The organism is Nocardioides alpinus (genome assembly GCF_900112035.1).
GTDB lineage: Bacteria > Actinomycetota > Actinomycetes > Propionibacteriales > Nocardioidaceae > Nocardioides > Nocardioides alpinus.
Map to the genome: position 1 here is coordinate 1 of NZ_FOKC01000002.1, position 14,664 is coordinate 14,664.

The window sequence follows — 14,664 nt, forward strand, 5'->3', positions numbered from 1 at the left end:
CGCAGTGGCCTGGTTCGCCGAGCGTGGAGTCACCGTCCAGCGGGTGCTGAGCGACAACGGCAGCTGCTACAAGTCGAACCTGTGGCGCGACACCTGCCACGACCTGGGCATCACGCCGAAGAAGACCCGGGCCTATCGGCCACAGACGAACGGCAAGATCGAGCGCTTCCATCGAACCCTCGTCGAGGGCTGGGCGTTCAAGAAGTTCTACAACTCCGAATCCGCAAGACTCGCCGCTCTGCCAGCATGGATCCACGAGTACAACCACCACCGGCCCCACTCAGCAATCGCTGGGCGCTCACCCATCACCAGGTTGGACAACCTGGCTGGGCATCACAGCTAGCGACGCAGACGGAGGGCTGTCAGGTGGCGGTCCTTGCGACCTGTGAAGCGGCCGAGCCGGCGAGGTAGCCGTCCACGCTGAGGAGGCATTCGGAGGCCTACCGTGAAAGTCGGCGGTGCCATGACCGAGGCCAGCTTGGCGGGCACGGGTGGCGGCTACGCGCTCGGCCAGAGTTTCGCGGAAAGGGTCTTCCCGTCCCATGCCGCCGGCCACACCGCCTCTACTAATGTCGAACTTGTGTTCGATGATGCTACCGGTCTGCGCCCGCACCTTGCGAAGAGGCGCTCCATCGCGTCCGCCCGCGCGGGTATCCTGCGCGTATGTCAGATCGGGCTGACGATGACTGGGTGACGCAGGTCGAGGCGAGCCGGCTGCTCGGCTTTAAGGGAAACAGCGCGAGCGCGGTACCGAAGCTCGTCCGCAGAGGCTTGCTCCACCCTCGGCGCGAACGTCCCAGTTTGGCCCGGGCGGAGGTCGAGCAGCTCCGTGACGTCCGAGCGGAGCAGGCCCGCCTCCGCGCTCTCTCGAAACTGCCGAAGAAGCCGCGCGCCGCACCGGTGCCCCCGGACAACCACCCCGAGTGGGTGCTGGCCGCGGACCTGGCCGTGGAAATGGGTGTCGGCGGCCCATGGGTCGTGCATCAGAGGGCCCGACGGGGCCGGCTGCCATATGCGATGGGCGAGGACGGCACCAGGTGGTTCCGGCGCGACCTCGTGGCGATGGCCGTGCGCGCCCAAGAGGTCTCCCGGTCGAAGAGGATCTAGGCGCCACTGCAAGCAAGCTGGGCGCGGGTCACCCACACGTCCGTTCCCCAAGTCTGCGGCGCTGCATGTGGCACTCCGCTCAGGCGGAACGTCTCATCGCTGCCCTCGATAGGCGGTCGCAAGACGTTCCGCATGCCCCGGGGCGACCAGTCCACCTCCTAGGTACCCACGACCGCCCAGGAGGCCCCATGCCGACCAAGCAGACGCACGCCAGCCCCCGCATCCCGCGACAGCGCGTGCTGCCGGTGTACCTCAGCATCGAGGAGGCAGCTGAAGTGATGTCGTTGAGCACGAAGACGATTCGTCGTCGCATCAGCGACGGCTCGATCCCGGCCTATCGGTGCGGACGCCGCAACATCCGAATCCGCTTGGACGAGCTCGAGGCAGCCTTCCGAAAGCTTCCCTCTACCGGCCACTGATGGACCGTTGGTGGACACGTAGTGGACACGCGGACCAAATTGAAACAGCCCCCGATCCTGCGTTTCCGCAGGTCAGGGGCTGTCTGTGACTCGGTGGGCGATACTGGGTTCGAACCAGTGACCTCTTCGGTGTGAACGAAGCGCGCTACCACTGCGCCAATCGCCCGAGCTCGCCAGAACGTTATCCCATGCGTCGGCCCGATCCGGAATCGGGTCCGCGCTCAGGACAGGGCGGGTTCAGGCCAGGTGCTCCGCGCGGTCCCGGTCGCCGGCGCTGCCGTCAGTGTGGTCACCGGCGTCGCCGTCCGCCGAGTCGCCGGCCGCCTCGTCCGACGAGCCGCGCTTGCGGTCCTTGATGGACCGACGCAGCTCGTCGGCCTTCTCGGGGTGGCCGTGGAAGCGTCGGAAGCTGTAGATGATGAGGCCGACGGCGATGAAGGCCGAGGCGACCTGGGTGACACCGGTCCAGATGCCGCCGGGGAGCCACCACGTGTCAGCCAGCGGCCACCACTCGGGCGTCGCCGGCTTCATGATCCACAGCACGCCGCACGCAGCGAGGGCGATCGCGCCGAGGCACGAGGCGATGACGCGGGGCCAGGTCTCGACGCCCTCGGCGGCACCGAGCATGGCGCGCAGCCGCACCGGCTCCACGCGGCGCTCGGCCCAGTCGTACTGCTGGGACAGGAGGGCCAGGCCGGCGAAGATCCCGAGCAGGCCCGGGCCGGGCAGGAAGATCGCCGCCACGCCGAGGAGCAGCAGCACCCAGCCGAGTGTCTCGAGCACGATGCGCTTTGCGGCCCCGGTCATGTCCCAACCCTATCCGGGCACTCCCAGCGCCGCGCGCGCTCGCCTGCGGTACACCCGTCGCAGGCTGGGACGTAACTCACCGCGGTGGCAAAAGTTGATCAACATGAACTGGCAATACACTGGGCAAAACACAGGTTCCATCAAGATCGTCATGAGTCAACGTCAAGAACCGGTCTGGACCGGACCGAGGCTTATTTCAGCGTTTCGCATCATGCACCCCACCGGATGTCGTCTCATGAGCATCCTGCACCCGCAGAAATCGAAGGAGTCTCGATGAACATGTCCGGTTCCGGGCACACGCTGTCCGATGTTGCGTTGGACATCACGGTCGAGTGCATGGACGAGCGCGGCATCCGCCACGAGATCGACACCGTCCTCGGCTACCGCTCCTCCGACCCCTTCGCCGTCGCGATGACCTTCATCACCGCGGACGGCAACCTCGTGTGGACCTTCGGGCGCGACCTGCTCGCCCGCGGCACCGAGGGTCCCGTCGGCGAGGGTGACGTGCACGTGGCTCCGGCCATCGGCCTCAGCGGCCGCGCGATGGTCAGCATCGAGCTCAGCTCCCCCGACGGCCACCTGGTCCTGCTGGCCCGGTCCTCCGACATCAACGACTTCCTCGCGCGCACCGTCGCCGTCGTGCCGCAGGGCACCGAGTCGGACTTCTTCGACGTCGACATGCTCATCAACCAGGTCCTGGCCTCCTGAGCCGCCGGCCCTGAGCCGGCCAGCCTCGCCCCACTAGTGGTGCGAGTGCTGCGCGATCCAGCTCCTGTGGAGCCCTGAGTAGACGCTGCCGGCCTGGGTGACCAGCTCGGCGTGCGGTCCTCGCTGCACCACCCGGCCCTTGTCGACCACGATCACCTCGTCGGCGTTCTCCGCGGTCGAGAGCCGGTGCGCGATCGTCACCGACGTGCGCGACTGCATCAGCCGCTCCAGCGCCCGCCCGATCTGCATCTCCAGCGCCGGGTCGACCGCACTCGTCGCCTCGTCGAGGACCAGCAGGTCCGGGTCGGCGAGGTGGGCCCGCAGCAGCGCCACGAGCTGGCGCTCCCCCGCGGACAGCGACTCACCGCGCTGGCCGACCTCGGTCTGCAGGCCGCGTGGCAGACCACTGAGCCAGTCGTCGATGCCGAGCTGGACCGCGGACGCACGGATGTCGTCCTCGGTCGCGTCGAGCTTGCCGTAGCGGACGTTGGCGGTGATGGTGTCGTCGAAGAGGAAGCCCTCCTGCGGCACCAGCACGACGCTGCGGCGCAGCGACGCAGCCTCGATGCGGCGCACGTCGACGCCGTCGAGCAGCACGGCGCCGTCGACCGGGTCCATCAGGCGGGTGAGCAGCTTGGCGAAGGTGGACTTGCCCGAGCCGGTCTCCCCCACGATGGCGACGCGGGTGCCGGCCGCGATGGCGAGGTCGACGTCGCGCAGCACCGGCGGACCGTCGGGATAGGAGAAGGTGACGTCGGAGAAACGTACGTCGATCGGGCCGCGGGGCAGCGTCTCGCCGTCGGGGCCGGGATCGATCAGGTCGGCCGGCGTCTCGAGGATGCCCAGCACCCGGCGCCAGCTGGCGATGGCGTTCTGGGCGTCGGTCAGGATCTGGGTGCCCATCTGGACCGGTCCGACGAACAGCGTCACCAGGAACGCGAACGCCAGCACCCGCCCGGGCGTCATGTCGCCGGCGAAGCCCAGCAGCACGCCGATGACGATGACGCCGGCATTGGCGAGGCCGGCGGAGAGTCCGCCGAGCGAGAACGAGGTGACCGTGTAGGTCTGGGCGTGGGTGTAGGCGTCCTGCCAGTCCTGGATGGCGGTGTCGATCCGGGCCTGGGTGCGGTCCTCGACGCCGTAGGAGCGGACCACGGCCGCGCCGACGACGGGCTCGGAGATCGCACCGAGCAGCACGCCCACCTGGTGGCGTACGACGGTGTAGGCGGCCGAGAGCTTCTTCTGGAACCACCGGATCGAGAGGAACAGGGGCAGGAAGCAGAGCCACACCACGGCAGCGAGCTGCCAGCTGTAGACCAGCATCAGCACGGTCGCGACGAGCATCTGCCCGATGCTGACGACGAAGATCAGGCCACCGAAGACCAGGAACTGGCTGACCTGGTCGACGTCGGAGGTCACCCGCGAGACGAGCGCGCCGCGACGCTCGGTGTTCTGGGTGAGCAGCGGCAGGTCGTGGACGTGGCGGAACGCCTTGGTGCGCAGCGTGGCGAGCCCGCGCTCGGAGACGGTGAAGAGCCGGCTCGTCATGGCGTAGGACGCGATGCTGGTCACGACGATGGCGATGGCCGCCAGCACGCCCATCCACGCCACGAAGTCGAGGCGGGGGCCGTCGGGGCCGTTGAGCCCGCGGTCGAGGGTCTGCTGGACCGCGATCGGGACCACGATCTGTCCGCAGGAGGCGACGACCGCGAGGAACAGCGTGAACCGCAGGCCCTCGCGCAGCTCGGGTGAGTACTTCATGCCGAGGCGGATGGTGGCGATCGCCCCGATGTCCTCGCCGCTGTCCATCCGGGTGCCGGACGCGGGAGCCGTCGTGCTCATCGTGCTGCCTCCTCGGCGTCGGCGTCGACCTCGTAGGCGTTGACGAGGTGGGCGTAGGCGGGGCTGGACACCAGCAGCTCGGCGTGGGTGCCACGGCCCACGATGCGGCCCTCGTCGAGGTGCACGACCTCGTCGGCCAACGAGATGGTGGCCTTGCGGTACGCGACCACGACCAGGGAGGCAGCAGAGCCGCTGGCCCCGCCGCCGTCGCCGACGTTGTCGCTGCGGTCGTCGCGCAGCGAGGCCAGGATCCGCGCCTCGACCTCGGGGTCGACCGCGGAGGTGGCGTCGTCGAGGATCAGCAGCCGCGGGCGACGGACCAGGGCGCGCGCGAGCGACAGCCGCTGCCGCTGGCCGCCGGACAGCGAGGTCCCCCGCTCACCGAGCTGGGTGTCGAGCCCGTGCGGGAGCGCTGCCACGAACCCGTCGGCCTGGGCGGTGCGCAGGGCCGACCACACCTCCGCGTCGGAGACGTCGGCGCCGAGGGTGACGTTGTCGCGCACCGTGTCGTCGAACATGAAGGCGGTCTGGGGCACGAGGGCGACATCACGCGGCAGCTCACCCTTGCGCAGCCCCTTGACGTCGTGGCCGTCGATGCGGACCCGGCCGGAGTCGGGGTCGACCAGGCGGGTCAGCAGACTGGTGAGGGTGCTCTTGCCGGAGGCCGTGGCACCCACCAGGGCGACGGTCCGCCCGGGCTGCACCTCGAAGTCCACGCCGCGCAGCAGCGGGGCGTCCGTGTCGTAGGCGTAGTGGAGGTCCTCGACCTGGAGCAGGGCACCGCCGACCTCGCCGCGCGGCAGCAGGTCGTCGCCGTAGGGCATGTTGCCCTCCGCGTCGAGCACGGCCTTGGCGCGGCGGTAGCCGACCACCGAGCGCGGGAACTCGCCCAGCAGCCATCCGATCGCCCGGATCGGGAAGGACACGATGGTGAGGAGGTAGGCGACGGTCACGACGTCGCCGGCGCTGGTGGCGCCGCTGGCCACGCGGGACACCCCGACGGCCAGCACCACCAGGACGCCCAGGCTGGGCAGGCTCGCGAGGGCGGGGTCGAAGACGGCACGGATGCGGCCGGCGCGGATGTTGACGTCGCGCAGCTCGTGGGCCTTGGCGCGGAACCGGTCGGTCTCCTCGACCTCGCGGCCCAGCGTCTTGACCACCATCGCGCCGTCGAAGGACTCGTGCGCGATCTCGCTGACCTCGGCGCGCAGGCCCTGCGCGCGCGTCATCAGCGGCGAGGCGTAGCGCTGGTAGAGCAGGTTGGCGACCACGACCGCGGGGAAGACGAGCAGGCCGACGATCGCCATCACCACGTCGGCGACGAACATCTGGATCACAGCGATGACCATCATCACGACGGTGCCGAGGGCCATCGGCAGCGGCATGACCGGCGACCAGGCGGCTTCGACGTCGGAGTAGGCGTTGGACAGCAGCTGGCCGGTCGGGTGGCGCTGGTGCCACTCCATCGGCAGCGACAGGTACTGACGGGTGACGCCTCGTCGCGTGTGCGACTGCATCCGGTAGTACATGATGCCGCCGCCCAGGCGCCGGGCCACGATGCCGACGGCGCGCAGGATGGCCACCGCCATGAACAGGGCGACGACCCACACGAGCAGGTCCGTGCCGATCTCGCCGTTCTCGAACGCGGGGATCAGGACGTTCTGGGTGGACCAGCCGAGCACCCACGCGTCGGCGACGGTGAGCACGCCGAAGAGCACGGCGCCCAGCGTGGCGACGGTGAAGACACGCGGCTCACGCTTGATGCCGACCCAGAGGACCCGGAATCCGTCGAGTGTGGTGGTGCCCCTCAGGTCCGCGTCCTCGGCCACCGGTGTTGCCCGCCCCCTCGTCGTACGTCGTCAGTTGCCGAGCGCAACCAACCAACCGGGTCAGGCTATTCCTCGGGACCGACAGCGGACGAATTGCGCAGGGAACGGTCCATGCCCTGCAGGACCTCGGACGGCACGGGTCAGGCGCGGATGCGGGAGAGGAACGCGCGGGTGCGTTCCTGCTGCGGGTCGCCGATGACCTGCTCGGGGCTCCCCTGCTCGTGGATGCGACCGTCGTGGAGGAAGCAGACCTGGTCGGCGACGTCGCGCGCGAATCCCATCTCGTGCGTGTTGAGCAGCATCGTCACGCCCTCGCCCTTGAGCTCGGTCAGCAGGTCGAGGACCTCGCCCACCAGCTCCGGGTCGAGCGCGCTGGTGACCTCGTCGAGCAGCATCAGCCGCGGGTTGGCCACCAGCGCCCGGGCGATGGCGACACGCTGCTGCTGGCCACCGGACAGGTCGTCGGGCCGCGCGTTCGCCTTGTCGGACAGGCCTACCCGGTCGAGCATCTCCAGCCCGCGCGAGCGCGCCTCGGCGGCCTGCACGCCGTGCACCAGGCGCAGCGCCAGGGTGACGTTGCCGATGACGTCGAGGTGCGGGAAGAGGTTGTAGGCCTGGAAGACCATCCCCATCCGCGAGCGCACCTCGTCGCCGTCCACCTGCGGGTCCGTGATGTCGCGGCCCTCGAAGGTGATCATCCCGTCGTCGACGACCTCGAGGAGGTTGACGCAGCGCAGCAGGGTCGACTTGCCGGAGCCCGACGCACCGATCAGCACGACGCACTGGCCGGGCTCGATGGTGAGGCCGACGTCGCGCAGCACGACGTGGTCGCCGAAGGACTTGCGTACGCCGTCCAGTCGCAGGAGCTCGCTGCCGACGTCTTGTGATGCGCTCACAGGTGTCCTCCGGCCCCGTGGTAGCCCTTCTTGCGGGCATAGCGGTCGGTGAGCCGCGCCATCGGGATGGTGAGGCAGCAGAACAGCACCCCCGCGACGACGTACGGCGTGTAGTTGAAGTCCAGCGCCGTCTCGATCTGCGCCGCGCGGATCGCGTCGGTGACACCGAGCACCGCGATCAGGCCGGAGTCCTTCTGCAGCGAGACGAGGTCGTTCATCAGCGGCGGGATGACCCGGCGCCACGCCTGCGGAAGCACGACGTGACGCAGCGTCTGGCTGTAGGACAGGCCCAGGGAGCGGCCGGCCAGCCGCTGGCTCGGGTGCACCGACTCGATGCCGGCGCGGAACACCTCGGCGACATAGGCCGAGTAGGACAGCACCAGTGCCGAGCAGCCCCAGAACAGGCTCGACGTCGGCACCCCGCTGAGCCCGAGCGCCGGGCCGCCGAAGCCGAGCAGGAAGATCACCAGGAGCAGGGGCAGGCCGCGGAACACGTCGACGTACGCCGTTCCGAGCAGGCGCAGCGGGAAGGCAACGGGACCGCGGAGCGTGCGGACGATCGCCACGGTGAGGCTGAGGACCAGGATCAGGATCCAGCAGACGATCATCACCCGGATGTTGAGCCAGAGGCCCTCCAGCACCGCGGGGAACGACGAGACCGCCTTGTCCCAGTCGAAGTAGGTCTCCTGCACCCGCTCCCATCCCGGCGAGCTGACGACGGCGCCGCCGATCGCGCCGAGCAGCAGCAGCGTGCTGCCCGCGGCGATGACGGCGCTGCGCAACGTACGACGCCGCCGCCACTCGTCACGCTCGCGCTGGACCGCGGAGGGCCGCCAGTCCTCGGGGGCCCGGGCCTCGGCCACCCGGTCGGTCATCAGGACAGCTCGGGAGCGCCCTGCTGGGCCAGCCACTCCTGGCTGATCTGGTCGAGGATGCCGTCGTCGCGCAGGGCGTCGACGGCGCCGGACACGCAGCCGGTCAGGGGGCTGCCCAGGGCCAGCACGGCGCCGAACTGCTCCGGCTCGCCACCCTCGAGGGGCAGCTGGCCGACGATGAGGCCGTCGTCGAGCTGCACCGCGGTCATGAAGTAGGCGGTGGGCAGGTCGACCACGATGCCGTCGATCTGGCCGTTCTTCAGCGCCTGGACGGCCTGGTCGTTGGTGTCGAAGACCGCCGGGTCCTCGGAGGGCTGGATCTGGTCGGTGATGGCGGTGTAGCTGGTCGTGCCGACCTGGGCGCCGAGCTTGGCGTCGGCCAGCTCGGCGACGGTGGTGGCGCCGTCGATGGCGCTGCCGGCGTTGGTGATGACGGTCTGCACGACGTCGAAGTAGCCCGACGAGAAGTCCACGGCCTTGCGGCGACCCTCGGTGATGGAGACCTGGTTGACGTCGAAGTCGAAGTCCTTCGGGCCGGGCTGGACGACCTTGTTGAAGGGCACGGTGACCCAGGTGACCTGCTCGGCGGTGTAGCCGAGCTGCTCGGCGATGGCGTAGGCCACGGCGGACTCGTAGCCCTCACCGTTGGTCGGGTCGTTGTCGACGAACCACGGCTCGTAGGCCGGGGTGTCGGTGGCGATCGTCAGCGTGCCCGCGGTGACGGTCTCCATCGTGTCGGGGGTGCACTCGTCGGCGGCCGGCGTCTCGGAGGAGCCGGCGTCGGTGGCCGTGTCGGTGCCGGTGTCGGCCTCGTCGGTCGGGGCGCAGGCGGTGAGGGCGATCGCGGCGGTCGCGAGGGCTGCGACGGCGAGGGGCCGGGAGGTCTTCAGCATGGGCGAATCCTACGACTCAGGTCGGGGTCAGCGAACAGCGTGACCGGCCGTGGACAGACCGGCCTTCACGTCACCGATGCTGAGGGTGCCGAAGTGGAACACCGTGGCGGCCAGCACGGCGTCGGCGCCGGCATCCACGGCGGGCGGGAAGTGCTCGACCGCACCCGCTCCCCCACTGGCGATGACCGGGACGCTCACCTCGCGGCGTACGGCGCGGATGAGCTCGAGGTCGAAGCCGTCGGTCGTGCCGTCGGCGTCCATGGCGTTGAGCAGGATCTCGCCGGCCCCGAGCTCGGCAGCGCGTACGGCCCACTCGATCGCGTCGAGCCCGGCGCTCTTGCGACCGCCGTGGGTGGTCACCTCGAAACCGCTGGCCGTGCCGCGGTGGTCGGAGCCGACGCGACGCGCGTCGACGCTCAGGACGAGCACCTGGTTGCCGAACCGGTCGGTGATCTCGGCGACGAGCTCGGGGCGGTGGATCGCCGCGGTGTTGACCGCCACCTTGTCCGCACCGGCGCGCAGCAGCCGGTCGACGTCGTCGACGCTGCTGACTCCCCCACCGACCGTGAGCGGGATGAAGACCTCCTCGGCGCACCGGCTGACGACCTCCATCGTGGTCGCGCGACCCTCGTGCGAGGCGGAGATGTCGAGGAAGGTGAGCTCGTCGGCACCTTCTGCGTCGTAGAGGCGGGCCAGCTCGACCGGGTCGCCGGCGTCACGGAGCTCAGTGAAGTTGACGCCCTTGACCACCCGACCGCCGTCGACGTCGAGGCAGGGGATGACGCGAATCGCGAGGCTCACTGGTCACGACCTGGCTCGACCGACGGGAGGGTCAGGGCGAGCGCGTCCTCGAGCGTGAAGCGCCCCTCGTAGAGCGCGGTGCCGGCGATGGCACCCTCGACGCCCTCGCCGACCAGGCCCATCAGGGCGCGGATGTCGTCGAGGGTGGTGACGCCTCCGCTGGCGACGACCGGCTTGGTGGTCGCGGCGCAGACGTCGTGCAAGAGCTGGAGGTTGGGGCCCTGGAGCATGCCGTCCTTGTTGACGTCGGTGACGACGTAGCGCGCGCAGCCCTCGGAGTCGAGCCGCGCGAGGGTCTCGTAGAGGTCCCCGCCATCACGGGTCCAGCCGCGCGCCGCCAACGTCGTGCCCCGGACGTCGAGGCCGACGGCCACCCGGTCGCCGTACGTCGCGATCGCGCGGGCGCACCACTCGGGCTGCTCGAGCGCGGCGGTGCCGATGTTGACCCGGCGGCAGCCCGCGGCCATGGCGGCCTCGAGCGACTCGTCGTCGCGGATGCCGCCACTCATCTCGACCTGGATGTCGAGGGTGCCGACGATCTTCGCCTGCAGCTCGCGGTTGTGCCCGTGGCCGAAGGCGGCGTCGAGGTCGACGAGGTGGATCCACTCCGCACCGGCCTCCTGCCAGCGCAGCGCGGCCTCCACCGGGTCGCCGAAGCGCTTCTCCGATCCGTCGACGCCTTGGACGAGCTGGACGGCCTGGCCGCCCTTGATGTCGACGGCGGGCAGGAGCTCGAGGTACGGCCGCTCGGGAGTGCTGGGCATGGGTCGATCCTAGGAGCGGCTCGCGCGCACGTCGCGACCCCGGTGCCGGGGCGAGACGCTCGTCACCACGCGCGCTCGATCGCTGTGCGACGATCGCCCGATGAACCGGACCGTCGGCGCCGAGCTGGATGTCACCGCCCACGTCGAGTCCCAGGTGGAGCTCCAGATCGCCGTGGCCAGGTCACCGGGGCTCGAGGTCGACGACACGCTCGTGGTCACCCACGAGGGCCGGGTGCTAGACGTCCAGGAGGTGCCCACCACCCACCACGGACGCCTGCACACGGTGACGCTGCCTGCGGGACCGTCACACATCTCCTACAGCGCCCACGTCCGGGGCCGGGCCGACCTGCCGACGGCCGATCCGGCCGACCTGTCCTTGCACCGCAGGCCCAGCCGCTACGCCGAGTCCGACCGGCTGGGTCCCTTCGCCGCCGCCGAGTTCGCCGGGATCGGGCCCGCGGAGGTCCTGGACGCGGTGTCCTCCTGGGTGGGCACCCGGCTGTCCTACGTGCCCGGCAGCAGCGGCCCGCTGGACGGCGCGCTGGAGACCCTGCTGGCCGGGACGGGCGTGTGCCGCGACTACGCGCACCTCGCCGTCGCCCTGCTCCGGTCGCTGGGCGTGCCTGCGCGCCTCGTCGCCGTCTACGCCCCGGGCTGCGACCCGATGGACTTCCACGCCGTGGTCGAGGCCCACGTCGCCGGCGGTTGGCACGTCGTCGACGCGACCGCGCTCGCCCCTCGGACCTCGCTCGTACGGATCGCGACCGGGCGCGACGCCGCCGACACGGCGTTCATGGCGACGGTGTTCGGCAACGTCTCGCTCGACCGCTCCACCGTCACCGCGGTCGCCGACGACGGCCTTCCCGACGACGACCTGGGACAGCTGGTCGTGCTCCGCTGAGCGGACGGACCCTGGTGGCAAGGGCGGAGGCACGCGGTGTCGCGGGGCGAGTCGAGCGGAACCCTGCCGTCGCTGCTTCCAGGACGGTGGGTCCCCTCGTCAGGCTCGCCGGTCCCGACCGTCGACGCAGGCATCGCGTGCGAGCCCGCGCATCCGATCACGGCGAGATCCGCACGGTCATGCAGGCGCGCAGGAGCCCAATAGGTTGAGCACTGTGAGCGCCCAGCCGGATCACCCTCAGCGACCGGTCTTGTCCCTGCGCCCCATCGAGCTGGCCGATGCAGGACGCGTCCACGAATGGGCCTCCGACGAGAGGGCCTGTCGGTATCAGACGTGGGGTCCCAACACGCGCGACGAAACCGAGGACTTCGTGGCTGAGGCGGTTCGAGCCTCGCACCAACCTGACGGGGCGCGGCAGGTGTGGGCAGCGACTTCTCCGGACCTCGACGTGGTCGGCATCGGAGAGGTCAAGCGCGTCACGCGCACCTGCGCCGAGATCGCCTACGCGGTCCACGTGGAGCAGTGGGGCCGGGGGTTTGCTACACAACTGGCCCGCCTGCTCCTGGAGGTCGCGTTCGTCGACCCCGCGATCGCGCGCGTCCAGGGCACCTGTGATCCTCGCAATCTCGCCTCAGCCGCGGTCTTGCGGAAAGCCGGCCTGCTGTACGAGGGAACGATGCGACACACAGCGCACCTGCGGGACGGGTGGCGAGATTCCGCCATGCATGCCGTCTTGCGCGGCGAATGGTCTGCCTGACTCCGACGCACTGGTCTGCCGCTGACAGTGCGCGGATCTGCCGATGTCCGCCTGTTTGCACCGGTGTCCCACGCGTTTCTCTGTGCCATCCTGACCGGATGGAGCGCGGGGTCGACACGTGGTGGGATCACCTGCTCGACGTCTTGAGAACGGTCGGCGAAGTCAGCGAGCGAGATCCTCACGGCCTGACCGTGGTGCTCGGCCGGGAAGGCTCATCGACCGCAGTCGTCGAGATCGTCATGACGCCACGCGAGTGGAAAGACATGACCGGAATCGGCGGATGGTCCATGTCGGCGGGAGCCGAGCATGTTCGGCAACTGGTCCTCGACCAACCGTCCAACAAGCGCTACCTCGTGTACGGCCTGTACGTGTTGCGGCCGTGCGAAAGCCCAGAAATCCCGCTGAATCCGTTGTTCGCCCAGTTGGCGGAACTCGCGGAGCAGTACCCGGGCGGGGTTCCAGGTGCGGCCTGGGTCGCCCACGGACGAGAGCGAAACTAGCCCGCCGAGACATCCGGATCTGCCGCGTTGAGGGCGGCTACGCTCGCGCCGATCCTGTCTGAAGTCTCCTAGTAGCCGCGATGAGCGTACGGATGTTGCCGACGCGACGTCAGTGTCAGCCCTGCAGAATGAGAAGGTCGGTCACCCCGGGAGCACATCAGCGGTCAGTCGTCGAGTGCGTCCCGGTCGTCGCGGGTGCGTACCCAGGGCGGCGGTCCGAGACCACTGCCGCCCGGAAGGATCACGGAGACGACCGCGATGGCTCCGTCGCCGTCCTCGAAGAGGTCGATCGTCAGCTGGCACGCGAGCTCCGGTCCGTCGCCCTTTCCGTCGCCAGGTCGTGCGCCGCTGGCAGTGAGCACGATTCGGGTGGAAGCCCCAGCGACACCGGACGGGCTCGGGGTGGGGACGCCACACGTGGTGGGCGGTGGCGATCCACCCGTGATCGAGACGACCGGCTGACCGAGGTCGTTGGCCACGGGGCGCACCGCGTAGGCCACGACGGGTTCGCGCACCCGCCAACGCCAGTCGGGCGAGGTGGCCGAGTGGGTCCCGTCGGCCGTCCCGGCCGCGGCGCCGTCGACGTAGAGCCGCACCTCGGGCGCCAGGCGCGGGCGGGCCGAGCCGGAGAGGAGGAAGCGCAGGAACGCCCAGGCCTGGACGCGGCCGGCGGCGTCGGAAGGGCAGCTCCACGACGGGGTCGCTGTGGCAATGACGACCACGATCTCGTCGGACCGGACCGTGTCGCCGGAGGGCGGCACGGACCCCAGCACCTGTCCGGCCGGATCACACTGGGGCACCGGGTCGACCCGCGTCGCGATGCCGGCGCGCCCCAGCGCGCTGACGGCCTCGGTGGAGGTGAGGCCCACCAGGGCAGGCACCGTCGCCGCCCTCCGCTCGACCTTCTCGCGGTCGGGCGCGCCGCTCACGATCGCGACCGCGAACGCCGCCGCGACGACGGCGACGAGCACGACAACGGCGAGCGAGGGGCTGCGAGACCGCCCGCCGAGCACCTCCTCACGGAGCGCGGGAACGACTACCTGGTCGGGGTCGGCGGATCGAACGATGCGGCGCCGCTGGTCCTCGATCACGCGATCGACCACCGCCGCGGCGCGGTCCGCCGGCACGCCGAGCTCGGTCGCCATCTCGACGAGTCGCCGGTGGCGCGCAGCTCGGTAGTCCTGGAGGTCCATCTACCGCCCCTGGTCCCGAGATCCGGAGTCGTCGAGCTCGGCGTCGTTCACTGCGGTCCGTACGCCAATGCCGCCGAGGTCTGACTCCAGGCGCGCAAGCGCGTCGGCCGGGATTGCCGGGTTGGTGCGTCGCCAGCACCGGCCGTCGACGACGAGCCGCGTCTCGTCATCGGTGGGAACCATCCGCTGAGTTTCGCAGACCTTGTCGACGCTCCGGCGCCGTCCTCGCCGGATCAAGGTGAGACATGCCAACCCCTGATCGACCGAAGGAAACGAGATGATGCACAGCCGACAACGCTCCGACCGCTCCGACCGCTCCGGCGCGTCGCGCGCGTCCGATCGCAGGCCAGACGGACACATACACCCACGCTC

At 70.2% G+C, this 14,664-nt stretch carries 18 protein-coding genes and 1 tRNA gene; 8 read left to right on the forward strand and 11 right to left on the reverse strand.

Going from position 1 to position 14,664, the window contains the following annotated elements; translation table 11 throughout:
• From BM127_RS05275 to BM127_RS05290, 4 genes are all read left to right on the forward strand, one after another.
• The coding region (locus BM127_RS05275) for an integrase core domain-containing protein (RefSeq protein ID WP_139227653.1) at positions 1-343 on the forward strand (343 nt) is incomplete at its 5' end.
• 120 nt (positions 344-463) lie between these two features.
• Positions 464-694, forward strand: a complete 231-nt coding sequence (locus BM127_RS22505; protein WP_091195562.1) for a hypothetical protein — start codon at positions 464-466, stop codon at positions 692-694.
• A 107-nt stretch (positions 695-801) separates the two neighbouring features.
• Positions 802-1,107, forward strand: a complete 306-nt coding sequence (locus tag BM127_RS05285; RefSeq protein WP_139227654.1) for a hypothetical protein — start codon at positions 802-804, stop codon at positions 1,105-1,107.
• A gap of 188 nt (positions 1,108-1,295) precedes the next feature.
• Entirely contained in the window at positions 1,296-1,526 is a 231-nt protein-coding gene (locus tag BM127_RS05290; RefSeq protein WP_091195569.1) for a helix-turn-helix domain-containing protein, read from the forward strand.
• 94 nt (positions 1,527-1,620) lie between these two features.
• On the opposite strand, the gene BM127_RS05295 is transcribed toward BM127_RS05290, so the two are convergent.
• Both BM127_RS05295 and BM127_RS05300 read right to left on the reverse strand, forming a co-directional pair.
• Positions 1,621-1,692 (reverse strand) — tRNA-Val (locus tag BM127_RS05295).
• A 71-nt stretch (positions 1,693-1,763) separates the two neighbouring features.
• Complete coding sequence (locus BM127_RS05300) at positions 1,764-2,333, reverse strand: PGPGW domain-containing protein (protein WP_091195571.1); 570 nt, start codon at positions 2,331-2,333, stop codon at positions 1,764-1,766.
• A gap of 273 nt (positions 2,334-2,606) precedes the next feature.
• On the opposite strand from BM127_RS05300, the gene BM127_RS05305 reads away from it, so the two are divergent.
• Positions 2,607-3,041, forward strand: a complete 435-nt coding sequence (locus tag BM127_RS05305; protein WP_157829508.1) for an SsgA family sporulation/cell division regulator — start codon at positions 2,607-2,609, stop codon at positions 3,039-3,041.
• Positions 3,042-3,074: 33 nt separating this feature from the next.
• Here the strand turns inward: BM127_RS05305 and BM127_RS05310 are convergent, their stop codons facing one another.
• From BM127_RS05310 to priA, 7 genes are all read right to left on the reverse strand, one after another.
• Complete coding sequence (locus BM127_RS05310) at positions 3,075-4,883, reverse strand: ABC transporter ATP-binding protein (protein WP_091195576.1); 1,809 nt, start codon at positions 4,881-4,883, stop codon at positions 3,075-3,077.
• Positions 4,880-6,712: an ABC transporter ATP-binding protein gene (locus BM127_RS05315; RefSeq protein ID WP_231263267.1), complete on the reverse strand. Its 1,833-nt coding sequence runs from the start codon at positions 6,710-6,712 to the stop codon at positions 4,880-4,882. The genes BM127_RS05310 and BM127_RS05315 overlap by 4 nt, the downstream gene beginning before the upstream one ends.
• Before the next feature lie 140 nt (positions 6,713-6,852).
• Positions 6,853-7,608 carry an amino acid ABC transporter ATP-binding protein gene (locus BM127_RS05320; RefSeq protein ID WP_091195579.1) on the reverse strand — a complete coding sequence of 252 codons (756 nt, stop codon included), beginning with the start codon at positions 7,606-7,608 and terminating at the stop codon, positions 6,853-6,855.
• Entirely contained in the window at positions 7,605-8,483 is an 879-nt protein-coding gene (locus tag BM127_RS05325) for an amino acid ABC transporter permease (RefSeq protein ID WP_091195581.1), read from the reverse strand. Before BM127_RS05325 ends, BM127_RS05320 begins: the two co-directional genes overlap by 4 nt.
• Entirely contained in the window at positions 8,483-9,376 is an 894-nt protein-coding gene (locus BM127_RS05330; RefSeq protein ID WP_091195593.1) for an ABC transporter substrate-binding protein, read from the reverse strand. The genes BM127_RS05325 and BM127_RS05330 overlap by 1 nt, the downstream gene beginning before the upstream one ends.
• A 27-nt stretch (positions 9,377-9,403) precedes the next feature.
• On the reverse strand, positions 9,404-10,177 hold the full coding sequence (gene hisF / locus BM127_RS05335; RefSeq protein ID WP_091195625.1) for an imidazole glycerol phosphate synthase subunit HisF: 774 nt from the start codon (positions 10,175-10,177) through the stop codon (positions 9,404-9,406).
• Positions 10,174-10,941: a bifunctional 1-(5-phosphoribosyl)-5-((5-phosphoribosylamino)methylideneamino)imidazole-4-carboxamide isomerase/phosphoribosylanthranilate isomerase PriA gene (gene priA, locus BM127_RS05340; RefSeq protein ID WP_091195630.1), complete on the reverse strand. Its 768-nt coding sequence runs from the start codon at positions 10,939-10,941 to the stop codon at positions 10,174-10,176. The genes hisF and priA overlap by 4 nt, the downstream gene beginning before the upstream one ends.
• A gap of 100 nt (positions 10,942-11,041) precedes the next feature.
• Between priA and BM127_RS05345 the strand changes: the two genes are divergently transcribed.
• The 3 genes from BM127_RS05345 (at position 11,042) to BM127_RS05355 (ending at position 13,099) form a co-directional block, all read left to right on the forward strand.
• Complete coding sequence (locus BM127_RS05345) at positions 11,042-11,842, forward strand: transglutaminase-like domain-containing protein (RefSeq protein ID WP_091195633.1); 801 nt, start codon at positions 11,042-11,044, stop codon at positions 11,840-11,842.
• A 214-nt stretch (positions 11,843-12,056) separates the two neighbouring features.
• Positions 12,057-12,599, forward strand: coding sequence for a GNAT family N-acetyltransferase (locus BM127_RS05350; RefSeq protein ID WP_231263268.1), 543 nt, complete (start codon positions 12,057-12,059; stop codon positions 12,597-12,599).
• 98 nt (positions 12,600-12,697) lie between these two features.
• Positions 12,698-13,099, forward strand: coding sequence for a hypothetical protein (locus tag BM127_RS05355; RefSeq protein WP_091195635.1), 402 nt, complete (start codon positions 12,698-12,700; stop codon positions 13,097-13,099).
• A gap of 164 nt (positions 13,100-13,263) precedes the next feature.
• Here the strand turns inward: BM127_RS05355 and BM127_RS05360 are convergent, their stop codons facing one another.
• Positions 13,264-14,292: a PASTA domain-containing protein gene (locus tag BM127_RS05360; protein ID WP_091195639.1), complete on the reverse strand. Its 1,029-nt coding sequence runs from the start codon at positions 14,290-14,292 to the stop codon at positions 13,264-13,266.
• Complete coding sequence (locus BM127_RS05365) at positions 14,293-14,475, reverse strand: hypothetical protein (RefSeq protein ID WP_091195643.1); 183 nt, start codon at positions 14,473-14,475, stop codon at positions 14,293-14,295.
• Positions 14,476-14,664 lie beyond the last annotated feature (189 nt).